12 protein-coding genes are annotated in these 13,705 nt (G+C 38.8%); 10 read left to right on the forward strand and 2 right to left on the reverse strand.

Going from position 1 to position 13,705, the window contains the following annotated elements; all coding sequences use genetic code 11:
- The first annotated feature begins 33 nt into the window (after nucleotides 1-33).
- From alc to AAC851_RS15340, 3 genes are all read left to right on the forward strand, one after another.
- The gene (gene alc / locus AAC851_RS15330) at nucleotides 34-1,035 is read left to right on the forward strand and encodes an allantoicase (protein ID WP_340601013.1); all 1,002 of its coding nucleotides are present in this window, start codon (nucleotides 34-36) and stop codon (nucleotides 1,033-1,035) included.
- 289 nt (nucleotides 1,036-1,324) lie between these two features.
- A complete protein-coding gene (locus tag AAC851_RS15335) occupies nucleotides 1,325-1,828 on the forward strand; it encodes an ureidoglycolate lyase (protein WP_340601014.1) in 504 nt (167 codons plus the stop codon).
- Between the two features lie 75 nt (nucleotides 1,829-1,903).
- Nucleotides 1,904-2,809 carry a hypothetical protein gene (locus AAC851_RS15340; RefSeq protein ID WP_340601015.1) on the forward strand — a complete coding sequence of 302 codons (906 nt, stop codon included), beginning with the start codon at nucleotides 1,904-1,906 and terminating at the stop codon, nucleotides 2,807-2,809.
- 21 nt (nucleotides 2,810-2,830) lie between these two features.
- Here the strand turns inward: AAC851_RS15340 and puuE are convergent, their stop codons facing one another.
- On the reverse strand, nucleotides 2,831-3,781 hold the full coding sequence (gene puuE, locus AAC851_RS15345; RefSeq protein WP_340601016.1) for an allantoinase PuuE: 951 nt from the start codon (nucleotides 3,779-3,781) through the stop codon (nucleotides 2,831-2,833).
- 131 nt (nucleotides 3,782-3,912) lie between these two features.
- Nucleotides 3,913-4,842, reverse strand: a complete 930-nt coding sequence (locus AAC851_RS15350) for a LysR family transcriptional regulator (protein WP_340601017.1) — start codon at nucleotides 4,840-4,842, stop codon at nucleotides 3,913-3,915.
- A gap of 174 nt (nucleotides 4,843-5,016) precedes the next feature.
- On the opposite strand from AAC851_RS15350, the gene AAC851_RS15355 reads away from it, so the two are divergent.
- From AAC851_RS15355 to hutG, 7 genes are all read left to right on the forward strand, one after another.
- Nucleotides 5,017-6,072, forward strand: a complete 1,056-nt coding sequence (locus tag AAC851_RS15355) for an aromatic ring-hydroxylating dioxygenase subunit alpha (protein ID WP_340601018.1) — start codon at nucleotides 5,017-5,019, stop codon at nucleotides 6,070-6,072.
- Nucleotides 6,073-6,216: 144 nt separating this feature from the next.
- A complete protein-coding gene (hutC, locus tag AAC851_RS15360; protein ID WP_340601019.1) occupies nucleotides 6,217-6,969 on the forward strand; it encodes a histidine utilization repressor in 753 nt (250 codons plus the stop codon).
- Nucleotides 6,970-7,228: 259 nt separating this feature from the next.
- Complete coding sequence (locus AAC851_RS15365) at nucleotides 7,229-7,735, forward strand: Imm26 family immunity protein (RefSeq protein ID WP_004639567.1); 507 nt, start codon at nucleotides 7,229-7,231, stop codon at nucleotides 7,733-7,735.
- A 405-nt stretch (nucleotides 7,736-8,140) separates the two neighbouring features.
- Nucleotides 8,141-9,817: a urocanate hydratase gene (gene hutU, locus AAC851_RS15370; RefSeq protein WP_340601050.1), complete on the forward strand. Its 1,677-nt coding sequence runs from the start codon at nucleotides 8,141-8,143 to the stop codon at nucleotides 9,815-9,817.
- 84 nt (nucleotides 9,818-9,901) lie between these two features.
- On the forward strand, nucleotides 9,902-11,440 hold the full coding sequence (hutH, locus tag AAC851_RS15375) for a histidine ammonia-lyase (protein WP_340601020.1): 1,539 nt from the start codon (nucleotides 9,902-9,904) through the stop codon (nucleotides 11,438-11,440).
- Between the two features lie 71 nt (nucleotides 11,441-11,511).
- Complete coding sequence (gene hutI / locus AAC851_RS15380; RefSeq protein ID WP_340601021.1) at nucleotides 11,512-12,720, forward strand: imidazolonepropionase; 1,209 nt, start codon at nucleotides 11,512-11,514, stop codon at nucleotides 12,718-12,720.
- Nucleotides 12,721-12,750: 30 nt separating this feature from the next.
- Nucleotides 12,751-13,671, forward strand: a complete 921-nt coding sequence (gene hutG, locus AAC851_RS15385; RefSeq protein WP_340601022.1) for a formimidoylglutamase — start codon at nucleotides 12,751-12,753, stop codon at nucleotides 13,669-13,671.
- The last annotated feature ends 34 nt before the right edge of the window (nucleotides 13,672-13,705 follow it).

The following is a 13,705-nucleotide window of genomic DNA, read 5'->3' on the forward strand; positions in this document are numbered from 1 at the left end:
GAACCATATGAAAATGTTTTGTAGGATTAATTAATGACGGTGCATATTGCCAAGGTAATCACTTTGCCAGATAACTTACAGGGTTTAACCAATTTAGCTGATGCGCGCATTGGCGCGAGCATTGTGTCTTGTTCTGATGAGTTTTTTGCAAGTGCGGAAAGAATGTTACAGCCAGAACCTGCAAAATTCATCGAAGGCAAGTTCGATGATCATGGGAAATGGATGGATGGATGGGAAACACGTCGTAAGCGTGCAGCAGGATACGATTGGTGTATTGTACGTTTGGGTGTAACTGGAAAGGTTTCAGGTTTTGATCTCGATACTTCTTTTTTCACAGGGAATTATCCTGCTTCTGCATCGATTGAAGGGTGTTATGCACCTGATGATCAACTGGAAAATATCACTTGGATTCCATTGTTAGAAAACTCGGTTTTGTCTCCAGATCATCATCATTTTTTTAGTTGTGAAGTACATAAAATCACCCATATTCGACTTAATATTTTCCCTGATGGCGGTGTTGCTCGTTTACGTGTTTATGGCAATGTTGTACTGGAAAATATAGATTCAACCAAACAGATTGATCTGATTGGTTTAAAAAATGGAGGACGTATTGTTGCATTTAGTGATGCGCACTATGGACATCCGAATAATTTACTCAGTCCAGATCGCGGCATCAATATGGGAGATGGTTGGGAAACCAAGCGCCGTCGTGAACCTGGTTTTGACTGGTGCGTTATTGCCTTAGGTCAAGCGGGGCACGTAGAAAAAATAGAAATTGATACAGCACATTTTAAGGGTAATTTTCCTGCTTTTTGTTCGATACAAGCTGCTTATGTTGAGGATGCAACAGATGCACAGTTGATTCCTCAGAGTATGTTTTGGCCTTTTGTGTTAGAGCAGCAACCGTTATCAATGGATGCGATTCATGCATATATTGCCGAAATTTTGCAGCATCAAAAAGTGAACTATATTCGTGTCAATATGATCCCAGATGGTGGAATTAGTCGGATTCGCTTGTGGGGGAAAGTAATCTAATAAGCTTAGATTAAGTATGTTCTTTAGTGAAATATGAGACGCGGAAATGTCATCTGCAACTGTTTGAGACAGGACTAAATACGTCATTTTTTGTTTCTGCGATTGGCGAGATACTCGGTGGTATCTAACGAGTTTTGCAGATGACAATGCCTTTGGTTACTTTGGGCAAAACCAAAGTAACTCCAGCTGAAAGCTTATCCTTAAATTAGATAGGAACTCACAATGACTCCGCTAGAGAATTTATTTTTCTACGAAAATTGGCTGGTTACAATATGGGAGAGTATAAATTATGCATAAAAAAAACATCCAAATTCAGCCTTTAACTCAAGAGAGTTTCTCCGCTTTTGGTGATGTGATTGAAAAAGAAAATCATGATTTTTTTTCGATTAACCAAGGTTTAACGCAGCGCTATCATGCATTATCAGTTGCTCAAATTACTGGTGATCACGTTACTGTGGGGATGAGTATTTTTCATAATTTATGTGCAACACAGATTCCGTTTAAAATAGATATGCTTGAACGTCATCCTTATGGTTCACAATCGTTCATTCCATTACAACAACAAAAATTTATCATTATTGTGGCTTTACCTTTGGATCACTCACAACCAGATGAACAACAAATCTATGCCTTTTTAAGTAATGGTAAGCAGGGAGTTACTTATCACCAAGGAGTTTGGCATCATCCGTTAATTACCTTAGAAGCTGAAAGTGATTTTTTAGTGGTGGATCGTATTGGCGGTGGACAAAATTGTGATGTACATCATCTGGTTGAAACGAAGTGGGTTATTTAAAGTATAGATAATAATGTTGTTATTTTAATTTAGTTAATTTTTCTATTGATCAACTATAGGGAGTTAATCAGACAGATGTTCAACTATTTTGGTTATTTAGCCTTAAAGCTATCAGCTATTGTTAAAGTTGCTACAGATATTTTCAAAATATCTTTATTTTTTGGCATCGTTTTAGCAATTTATTATTTTTATAAAATTAACTACGTCCCCAAAGATTTAACAATCGGAGATGGATTTTTATTTATACTGATCTCATGCAAATATGCCTTTATTAGCTCTGTATATGTGGGGGCGTTGCTTGTCCTTGGATTTATTGTTTTTAACTTTTTCAAAGCCATAGTACAACTTTATAAATATGGTTTTCAAGCATTTGATAGGCTATTGAATAAATTACTAACGTTCCATGTAAGCAACAGTTGGTTTGAGAAAATTGCTATGTTTACTGGTTCTCTAATTATTATTCCTCTTTGCTATTATATCGGCATAGCCATTTGGGGAGAAACTTGGTCTGGGATTGGATTATTATTATTAAGTGTTATTATTACTTACATATTTTTCAGTTTGTTCATTGATTCAATAAATGATAAAAAATTGGATAATGATATGAAGAATTTCAGAATGACATTCACTATCATTCTTACGTTCTTCATACCAATCTATACTTATAGTTCATTATCAAAAAATGAAAAATTAACAGACTTTGCTTTAAACTCACTTCAAGAGAGTGATAAAAATGCGATTTACTACGTAAAAAAAGAACACAAAGACCTATTCCCTAAGAACAATGTAGCTGAACATGGTGAGTACGTCATATTAAAAGAAGCCAAAGTTATACTTCGTGGATTTGGGCGAAATGCTCTTATCGAGTATAGGCCTATTGATAAGTATGAAAAAGTAGCTTCCTATACGGATAAAGTAGAAGTACCAAACAATGATCTACAAATCAAATGGGAAAGTGACAAGGGAAATGCCAAATCTTAATTCATGTTCCATAGACAATTTTCATGATTGATAAGGATGATATTTATACCAATGTTCCGCAATTTGCTGACGAGTACAAATCCATACCCGATCATGATTTTGCACATAATCCAAAAAGCGCTGTAATGCTTTAAAACGGGCAGGGCGACCTAGAATTCGACAATGCATCCCGATAGATAACATTTTCGGTGAAGTCGCTCCTTCAGCATACAGCACATCAAAAGCATCTTTTAAATACTCAAAAAAATCTTCACTACGATTAAAACCTATTGGTGAAGCGAACTTCATATCGTTGGTATCAAGCGTATATGGAATAATGAGATGTGGACGAGTTTCACCATTCTCTTTTGATAGTGTTGTCCAAAAAGGTAGATCATCCCCATAATAATCACTGTCATACTGAATCTGATCATAATCAGCCAAGAGTTGACGGGTATTGGGACTATCACGCCCTGTATACCAACCTGTTGGATATTCCCCAAATAAATCTTTTAAAATCTGCATGGCTTCAGCCATATGTGCTTTCTCGGTTTCAATATCTACATTTTGATAATGAATCCAACGTAAACCATGAGAAACAACATCATAATGATGCTGTTTAATTGCTTCTACAACTAAAGGATTTCGTTGTAGTGCCATGGCGACTGCAAAGATACTCATAGGTAAATTACGTTTGGCAAACTCTTGATGAATGCGCCAGAAACCAACGCGTGAACCATATTCGTAAATAGAATCCATCGACAAATGTCGTGCTGGATAGCTTTCAGCACCGCTGATTTCAGAAAGAAACTGCTCTGAACCATCATCACCATGCAAAATGTGTTTTTCTCCACCTTCTTCATAATTCAATACAAACTGAACGGCAATTTTGGCTTGATTTGGCCACTGAGCATGTGGAGGATGATTGGCATAACCTAGCATATCTCGAGGATAATCATGGGTGACATGGTTAGTTTGATCTATGAGTGTCATGGGTTTGCCTAAGAAGATGGAAATGTGAAACTTCTCATTAAATTACTCGATGGATTGTTTGGGTGTCAAACAATAAAATAATATAAATCATATGTTTGTGTGTTTTATTTTGGTGCGTTAATCGAGTTTATTTACTTGGTAATCTCAATCATGCGCAATTTTAGTGCTTCCATGTGTTCAATGATTTGATTCATCATAATTTGTGATATTCGTGATAGTTGCCGTTTTGGTGCAACACACAAGGCTAGGGTAATCGGATGTAGTCCATTTTCGTGAATCGTTCTGAATTCAAATTCACCATTTTCAATAAAAGCATAGGCATCTAGATAACTCATGATACCAATGCCTAGACTGTTTCTGAGCAATGAAAGCATCATACGAATATCGTTGCATTCAATTTGATGAGGGGGATTAAAATCATGTTTCTTATATAAAGCCATTACATGATCATGAATAATCAGCGGTGCAGCGGCGATGATATGGTTGAACTCCAATGTATCGGAGAAATAGATTTTTTCTTTATTTGCTAAGGGATGTTGTTTGGGAATGACGAAACCAAGTGGCATTTCAATAAAAGAGCTGACTTGCAATTGATGCTGATGTTTCGGATTGAGGATTAAACCAAAATCGAGTTCTGCGTTAATTACGAGTTCAGCAACATAGTCGCTATCTAATACGCGAATATTGAAATTAATCCAAGGATAATCTTGATGAATGGATTGAATCACATCCGTGATAAAACTTTCACTGAGCGCGGAAATTACACCAAAATCAATTGAACCACGCTGTAAGCCTTGGATTTCATTCAAGCGTTTTTGTGTCATTTGAAAGTCTTTTTGCCAACTTCGTAAATCTGCATATAGCAACTCACCAGCCAAGGTCAGTTTTAAGCCATTCGGCAGACGTTCAAATAGAGCTACACCAAGTTCTTCTTCAGCCAAAACGATTTGACGATGTACCGCTGAAACAGAAATAAAAAGCTGATCCGCTGCTTTTCTTAAACTACCTGTTTTGGCGACTGCAATAAAATATTCAGCGAAGCGAGAAAAGGGTAATGCCATTACATGTACGTTTTATAAAAATAAGTATTTATACAAAAGCAATTTTAGTGCCGTTACTGTTCTAATTTTTAGAATGAATGATCAAATTCATTCTAATAGACGAAAAAAACATTCTGTTCCACACTGCATTTAAGCCATATAGATCCGTGATCTTTAGTAGAAAGAGAGCAAAACATGAATGCAATTCCTTCAATCAATCTTCCAAATAAACCTTGTCACAGTCAGTTTGACGATCAGGATTGGCACATATTGGCTCAACATTGGTATCCCGTAGCACGAGTTGAAGATGTAACGACTAAGCCACAGCAAGTCACGTTGCTTGATCTGAATATGGCAATTTATAAAACTGAAAAGGGAAATATTCATTTGGTACGTGATATTTGCCCACATCGAGGTGTACCGTTAAGCAAGGGTTGGGTTGATGGTGAAACGATTATTTGTCCTTATCACGGTTTGCATTTCAATGAACAAGGTAAATGCATAAAAATTCCTGCACAGCCTGATCTAACCAAAATTTCTGATCGTTTTTCCTTAACCAAATTTCCAGTAGTCATAAAATATGGTTTGGTATGGACGAGTATTTTAGGCAGAGATGAAAGCTTGGCAAATTTCCCAGTACTGGATACATGGGATACAGAAGAACACCAAGGAATTTTACCTCCATATGTTGATATTGCTGGTTCAAGTGGTCGTCAATTAGAGGGTTTTATTGATGTGGCGCATTTTGCTTGGGTGCATCACAATGCATTTGCGGACAGAGAGAATCCTGTCGTTCCAAAGTATTCGACTGAACGCACCAATTATGGGTTACATACTGAATATGTCAGTAACGTCAGTAATTATCCACATGGGATGCAACATTTAGCGCCTGATGATTTCCTTTGGGAGCGGATTTTTGATGTTTATCCACCATTTTCAGCAGTATTGACGATTCATTTTCCAAATGATGGTGTATTAAAGATTTTAAATGCCTGTTGCCCAATCTCACATAATAAAACTCGATTGTTTGTACCACTAACACGTAACTTTGATACCACTGGGGATTTGCAAGCTGTTTATGACTTTAATGCACAAATTTTTGCAGAAGATCAGGAGATGGTAGAGTCTCAAAAACCTGAAGAATTACCTGTAGATATTACCATGGAAGCACATTTTGAAGCTGATCGCTCTTCAAACATGTATCGTCGTATATTGGCAGATTGGGGGTTGAGTAAGCGCTATACCGTTTAGCTTACGAGTTTATCAACTCAAGAATTCAAGTGAACAAAATTCCATATTATTTAAAAGTGGGATTCTAATTGTATAAGCTTGTATATACAAATTGACACTAATCCATATACAATAGCTGAAAGTATTTTGTATGAGTTTTAGTCAATGTCAAGAACATCCAAGCAAAACGATTTGGATTTATCACTCGGGGAAGATAGTCCCGTTCCTTTATATTTACGTGTAAAGCAAATGATTTCACAAAAAATCTATGAAGGCACATGGACAGTCAATAAAAAGATTCCATCCGAGAGTGAATTAGTCAATTTGCTTGGTTGCAGTCGTATGACAGTCAACCGCGCTTTGCGTGAGTTGACTAGTGAAGGCTTGTTGGTACGTATACAAGGTGTGGGTTCTTTTGTTGCGGAAGGACAAGGGCGAACAGCTTTATTTCACGTGAATAATATTGCTGAAGAGATTATCGCTCGAAATCATAAGCATCGTGCAGAAGTGTTAGTGTTAGAGCAAATTCAAGCTGATGCTGAGCAGAGTGTGTTAATGCAGATGCGTGAAGGGCAAAAGCTATTTCATTCGACTATTGTGCATTATGAAAATGATGTGCCTGTACAAATCGAAGACCGTTTGGTTGATCCAGTGTTAATCTCAGATTACTTAGCACAAGATTTTACAGCGATTACACCGAATGCATATTTGATGTCGAAGGCTCCAGTGACTGAAGGTGAGCATGTCGTGACAGCGATTCTAGGGTCTGCTCAAGAATGTAAATGGTTGAAAATTAATAAAACAGAACCATGTCTATTGATCCGCCGCCGTACATGGTCAAATAAACAATTGATTTCTAGCGCGCGTTTGATTTATCCGGGTAGTCGTTATTATCTGGAAGGTAAGTTTACGCAATGATTGAGCAGTTAATGACAGCACAATATAAAAAATGTGATGAAAAATGGTGCAGGCTATACAATTAAATATTTCATATTATGGAAAATTTAATGTGTAAATCAACTATGTTAAATTATTTCATAATTATATCGTTGAGACAGCGATATAGATTCATCATTTTTAGAAAATCATAAGTTTTGATTAACGATCTACTATTAAAACAGATCGGATTGTATTCTGTTTGTCACCCAGAAATATTGGGAAAAAATGGTATTAAATAATGGTAAGAGCAAACACTAAGATAGGCGATGTATTTTCTGCCAAATTAGATGATGGCAGCAAAAAGTACTTTCAACTTATAGCCTTTGACTCAACTCAATTAAATAGTGATGTTATTAGGGCATTCAAAAAAGTGTATTCCTCAAATGATAATCCTGATTTACCAGAAGTGGTTAATAGTGGAGTAGAATTCTACGCTCATTGTGTAACAAAATCCGGTTTAAAAATGAATTTATGGGAGAAAGTTGGCAATATAGCGAACGTTGGTGATATTTCTAAAATTCTCTTCAGGGATACTAATGATTATGGTTCTAAAATTGGCGAAGAGAAAATCAAGTTATCAGATAATTGGTATGTGTGGCGCATCAATGATGAAAATTTCAATCTTGTAGGCAGATTAGAAGGAGAAAATAGACACGCTTATATTGGTTTAGTAATCAATCCATTAGGCGTTATTGAGCTTTTGAAAGGCTATAAATACCCTCCAAACTACCCTGATTTCGAGTAGCAATTCAAAGTTGGGTCTTCAGAGCTTTTTTATTTCGTTGTTACGATATTTTAAATTATGGGCTTAGGAGTCTAGTCAATGATTCATTCGTGGATCATTGTTTTATAATTTTTTCTATGTAGAAGAATCCGTATCCAGATGTGTATACCGCAAGGTGTTCAATTTGATAAAAAATAACTCTTTTTTAAAACCCATACAAATTGTAGTTGTATGGGTTTTTTGTTGTCGAATAAATAATAAATTATTTTATTTCATATGCTTGAGATTTATTTTTAGAAATGGAATGAAATGCATCTTTTCAAGTTAAAAGTTTTGTGTAGTATATAGATGTATATACAAGTTAATACATGCTATATCGTAAAGAGCAGTTTAATTTGCTAACCAAATTCCATCGAAAGGAGTCTCATCGTGACAACGACAACAAAATTTCGTGACGTAGAAATTCGCGCACCACGTGGTACACAGCTCAGTGCTAAAAGTTGGTTAACTGAAGCGCCGTTACGCATGCTGATGAATAATCTTGACCCTGATGTTGCAGAAAATCCGAAAGAGCTTGTTGTTTACGGTGGGATTGGACGAGCAGCACGTAATTGGGAATGCTTTGATAAGATCGTTGAAACATTAAAAACACTAGAAGCGGATGAAACCCTATTGGTTCAATCAGGGAAGCCTGTTGGCGTGTTTAAAACTCATAAAGACGCGCCACGTGTTTTGATTGCAAACTCGAACTTAGTTCCTCATTGGGCGAATTGGGAACACTTCAATGAGCTAGATGCAAAAGGTTTGGCGATGTACGGTCAAATGACAGCAGGTTCTTGGATCTATATTGGTAGCCAAGGCATCGTACAAGGTACATACGAAACTTTTGTAGAAGCAGGTCGTCAACATTACAACGGTGATTTAACAGGTCGTTGGGTACTCACTGCTGGTTTAGGTGGTATGGGTGGTGCTCAACCATTAGCAGCAACATTGGCTGGTGCTTGTTCACTGAATATTGAATGCCAACAAACCAGTATCGATTTCCGTTTACGCACACGTTATGTTGATGAACAAGCGACTGATTTGGATGATGCATTAGCTCGTATTGAAAAATACACCAAAGAAGGTAAAGCGGTTTCGATTGCATTGCATGGTAATGCAGCAGAAATTTTACCTGAGCTTGTGCGTCGCGGTGTACGTCCAGATATGGTCACTGATCAAACCAGTGCACATGATCCACTTAATGGTTATTTGCCAGTAGGTTGGACATGGGAGGAGTATCGTCAACGTGCTCAAACTGAACCTGAAGTTGTGGTAAAAGCGGCTAAACAATCGATGGCAAAACACGTACAAGCGATGCTTGATTTCCAAAAAATGGGTGTGCCAACATTTGACTATGGCAACAACATTCGTCAAATGGCACAAGAAGAAGGTATTGCGAACGCTTTTGATTTTCCAGGTTTCGTGCCTGCTTATATTCGCCCATTGTTCTGTCGTGGCGTAGGTCCATTCCGTTGGGTTGCATTGTCTGGTGATCCAGAAGATATCTATAAAACAGATGCAAAAGTAAAAGAGTTAATCCCTGATGATGAGCATTTGCATCGTTGGTTGGATATGGCGCGTGAACGTATTAGCTTCCAAGGTCTACCAGCACGTATTTGTTGGGTCGGTTTAGGTTTACGTGCAAAACTCGGTTTAGCTTTTAATGAAATGGTTCGTAGTGGTGAGCTTTCAGCACCGATCGTCATTGGTCGTGATCATTTAGATTCAGGTTCAGTATCTAGTCCGAATCGTGAAACAGAAGCGATGCAAGATGGTTCAGATGCAGTATCAGATTGGCCATTATTAAATGCGCTCTTGAACACCGCAGGTGGCGCAACTTGGGTATCGCTGCATCATGGTGGTGGTGTAGGTATGGGCTTCTCTCAACATTCAGGTGTTGTGATTGTATGTGATGGTACAGATGAAGCGGCAGCACGTATTGCTCGTGTATTAACCAATGATCCTGCAACAGGAGTAATGCGTCATGCTGACGCAGGCTATGACATTGCGATCGAGTGCGCTAAAGAGCAAGGTTTGAACTTGCCTATGATTACGCAGTAAACAGACAACAACATTACGATGCTTTTTGCAATTGTGTAAGCAGCATCGTAAGCGAACAATAGAATGCAAAACAGGACGCCAACGATGGAACTTTTAATTCAACCCGGCAAACTTACCTTAGCAGATCTTCGTCATGCCTACCTCAATCCAATTAAAGTCAAACTTGATGACAGTGCATCCGCAGGCATTAATGCCAGTGTTGCATGTGTCGAAAAAATAGTAAATGAAGGCCGTACCGCTTACGGGATTAATACAGGCTTTGGCTTGCTCGCTTCAACTAAAATTGCGCCTGAAGATTTAGAAAAATTACAACGTTCACTGGTACTTTCTCATGCAGCAGGTGTTGGTGAACCATTAGATGATGCGATGGTTCGTTTAATCATGTTGCTCAAAGCAAACAGCTTGGCACGTGGTTTCTCAGGTATTCGCCGTAAAGTGATTGATGCCATTCTTGCGTTGATCAATGCGGAAGTGTATCCACATATTCCACTTAAAGGATCGGTTGGTGCTTCAGGTGATTTAGCACCATTAGCACATATGTCTTTAGTGTTATTAGGTGAGGGTAAAGCTCGCCATAAAGGTGAGTGGCTATCTGCTGTTGATGCACTAAAAGCGGCTGGTTTAGAACCAATTTCTCTTGCGGCTAAAGAAGGTTTGGCCTTATTAAATGGTACACAAGTATCAACAGCTTATGCGTTACGTGGTTTATTTGAAGCAGAAGATTTATTTGCAGCAGCTACGGTTTGTGGTGGTTTAAGCGTTGAAGCAATGTTGGGTTCACGTGCACCATTTGATGCTCGTATCCATGAAGCACGTGGTCAACGTGGGCAAATCGATGTTGCTGCGGCTTATCGTGACTTATTGACTGACTCAAGTGAAATTGCCCACTCACATGAAGATTGCAGCAAAGTTCAAGACCCATATTCATTACGTTGCCAACCGCAAGTGATGGGTGCCTGTTTGACTCAAATTCGTCAAGCAGCAGAAGTATTAGAAATTGAATCAAATGCTGTGTCAGATAATCCACTGGTTTTCGCTGCTGAAGGTGATGTGATTTCAGGTGGTAATTTCCATGCTGAGCCTGTGGCAATGGCGGCAGATAATTTGGCACTAGCAATTGCTGAAATTGGTTCACTGTCTGAACGTCGTATTTCGATGATGATGGATCGTCACATGTCACAACTTCCACCATTCTTGGTGGCCAATGGGGGCGTGAACTCAGGCTTTATGATTGCTCAAGTGACTGCCGCAGCATTGGCAAGTGACAACAAAGCTTTAGCACATCCTGCAAGTGTGGATAGTTTGCCAACTTCAGCAAACCAAGAAGACCATGTTTCTATGGCACCAAATGCAGGTAAACGCTTGTGGTATATGGCAGATAACGTTCGTGGCATCTTGGCGGTGGAGTGGTTAGGTGCCTGTCAAGGTCTTGATTTCCGTGAAGGTTTAAAAAGCTCTCCGAAACTTGAACGTGCGCGTAAAGTGTTGCGTGATCAAGTGCCGTATTACAGTGAAGACCGTTTCTTTGCTCCTGATATTGAACAAGCAAGTGAGTTACTCGCAAGTGGTTGTTTGAATGAGCTCATTCTCCCAAATTTGTTACCGAGTTTAGTTAAAGCTTAATCAATAGAACTAGAATATGAAAGACAAAATAGCCTAAGTAGTTAATGCTTGGGCTATTTGAGGATAAATGCATGAAAAAGCTTTGGAAAAACTGTCATATTGCCACGATGCAAAATGGACAATATTCCAGTATAGAAAATGCAGCCATGGTGACAGATGGAAAGCATATTGATTGGATCGGTTTAGAAAAAGATGTACCTCCACTAGAGTTTGAAGAATCTATTGATCTCAATGGTGCATGGGTCACACCTGGCATGATTGATTGTCATACCCATAGTGTTTTTGGGGGGAATCGTAGTGTTGAGTTCGAACAACGTTTACAAGGTGTGAGCTATGCGGAGATTGCTGCAAATGGTGGTGGGATCGCCAGTACTGTGCGGGCAACCCGTGAAGCAACTGAAGCGCAGTTACTTGAATCAGCGCTAAAACGTATTCGTTGCATGTTAAAAGAAGGTGTGACGACCATTGAAATCAAGTCAGGTTATGGCTTGGATTATGAAAATGAACGGAAAATGTTGCGTGTCATTCGTCAGATTGCACAAACATTACCTATGACTGTGAAAAGCACGTGCTTAGCTGCACATGCATTGCCGCCTGAATTTAAAGATCAAGGTGATGCCTATATTGAGCATATTTGTACAGAAATGTTGCCTAAACTGCATCAAGAAGGGCTTGTCGATGCTGTTGACGCGTTCTGTGAGTATTTAGCATTTTCACCTGAACAAGTTGAGCGTGTATTTAAAACAGCGAAAACATTAAATCTTCCAATTAAATTGCATGCAGAACAGCTTTCTTCATTGGGTGGCTCAAGTTTAGCTGCACGTTACCATGCATTATCTGCTGATCACTTAGAGTTCATGACGGAAGATGATGTTAAGGCAATGGCTGAGGCTGGAACGGTTGCTGTGCTATTGCCCGGTGCATTTTATTTTTTGAGAGAAACCCAACTTCCGCCACTAGAAAGCTTGCATAAGCATGGTGTTCGGATTGCATTATCTAGCGATTTGAATCCAGGAACTTCACCAGCTTTGTCTTTACGTTTGATGTTGAATATGGGGAGTACTTTGTTTCGTTTAACGCCTGAACAAGCTTTGGCAGGTGTCACGATTCATGCCGCTCATGCATTAGGTTTACAGGCAACACACGGCAGTTTAGAACAAGGGAAATATGCGGATTTTATTGCATGGGACATTGAGCACCCTTCTGAAATTGTGTATTGGCTCGGCGGTGATTTAGGCAAAAGAATCATACGCCATGGTACTGAAATTTCGATCAGCTAAGTGCATAACATTTAAGTAGCGATATTAATTATGGATCATTCATTTAAGTGGCAAGGAAGATATGATGGAGAAGGTGAGGCGCACTTACGTATCCATCAGGTGGTCAATACCAGTCAACACGCCACATATGCATTCATTGGTTTTAGTTCAGATGAAGGCGTAAAGCGAAATAAAGGTCGTGTCGGTGCTGCGGATGCGCCAGATCTGATTCGTGCGCAATTGGCGAATTTACCTGTGCACCAACCTGTCACAATTGCCGATCTTGGAACTGTCGTTTGTGATAGTGGTAAGTTGGAAGCTGCACAGGCTGAATTGGCTGATCAGGTTGAACGTTGTTTGAAACAGGGCATGAAGCCGATTGTATTGGGCGGTGGGCATGAGGTTGCTTTTGGTAGTTTTTCAGGTTTGTTTCAATATATTCAAAATCACGAGCCAAATAAAAAGATTGGAATTATCAATTTCGATGCCCATTTTGATCTTCGTGAAGCAGAGCAAGTCACTTCAGGCACGCCTTTTCTCAATGCAGCAACATTATCAGCACAACACCAACAAGAGTTTCATTATCTATGCATTGGTGTGGCGAAGCACTCCAATACCAAAATTTTGTTTGAAACAGCAGACCGTTTGAACAGTACTTATATTTACGATGATGAATTACAACAGAAAAATGTCGAAAATATAATCTTAAAAATACAAAAATTTATCGGAAAAGTTGACTATTTGTATATTACGGTTGACCTTGATGTATTTAGTGCTAGCATTGCGCCGGGTGTAAGCGCACCAGCGGTAAAAGGAGTTGATTTATCGGTATTTGATCCATTATTAGAAGCCATAAAGGAAACTGGCAAAATTAAAGTTTTTGATGTGGCTGAATGTAATCCACGGTTCGATTTGGATAGCAGAACTGCCAAATTAGCCGCTTATATAATTTTTAACTATATATTTGATTGATGGTTCACGTGAACCTTTCAAAAGGATAAGGCAA

Source organism: Acinetobacter sp. HZNU-JH01, from assembly GCF_037996845.1.
Lineage (GTDB): Bacteria > Pseudomonadota > Gammaproteobacteria > Pseudomonadales > Moraxellaceae > Acinetobacter > Acinetobacter haemolyticus.

Excerpts from the sequence above, each read along its gene's own strand:
- alc (WP_340601013.1), top strand. The coding sequence starts at position 34 with ATGACGGTGCATATTGCCAAGGTAATCACTTTGCCAGATAACTTACAG.
- AAC851_RS15335 (WP_340601014.1), top strand. The coding sequence starts at position 1,325 with ATGCATAAAAAAAACATCCAAATTCAGCCTTTAACTCAAGAGAGTTTC.
- AAC851_RS15340 (WP_340601015.1), top strand. The coding sequence starts at position 1,904 with ATGTTCAACTATTTTGGTTATTTAGCCTTAAAGCTATCAGCTATTGTT.
- puuE (WP_340601016.1), bottom strand. The coding sequence starts at position 3,781 with ATGACACTCATAGATCAAACTAACCATGTCACCCATGATTATCCTCGA.
- AAC851_RS15350 (WP_340601017.1), bottom strand. The coding sequence starts at position 4,842 with ATGGCATTACCCTTTTCTCGCTTCGCTGAATATTTTATTGCAGTCGCC.
- AAC851_RS15355 (WP_340601018.1), top strand. The coding sequence starts at position 5,017 with ATGAATGCAATTCCTTCAATCAATCTTCCAAATAAACCTTGTCACAGT.
- hutC (WP_340601019.1), top strand. The coding sequence starts at position 6,217 with ATGTCAAGAACATCCAAGCAAAACGATTTGGATTTATCACTCGGGGAA.
- AAC851_RS15365 (WP_004639567.1), top strand. The coding sequence starts at position 7,229 with ATGGTAAGAGCAAACACTAAGATAGGCGATGTATTTTCTGCCAAATTA.
- hutH (WP_340601020.1), top strand. The coding sequence starts at position 9,902 with ATGGAACTTTTAATTCAACCCGGCAAACTTACCTTAGCAGATCTTCGT.
- hutI (WP_340601021.1), top strand. The coding sequence starts at position 11,512 with ATGAAAAAGCTTTGGAAAAACTGTCATATTGCCACGATGCAAAATGGA.
- hutG (WP_340601022.1), top strand. The coding sequence starts at position 12,751 with ATGGATCATTCATTTAAGTGGCAAGGAAGATATGATGGAGAAGGTGAG.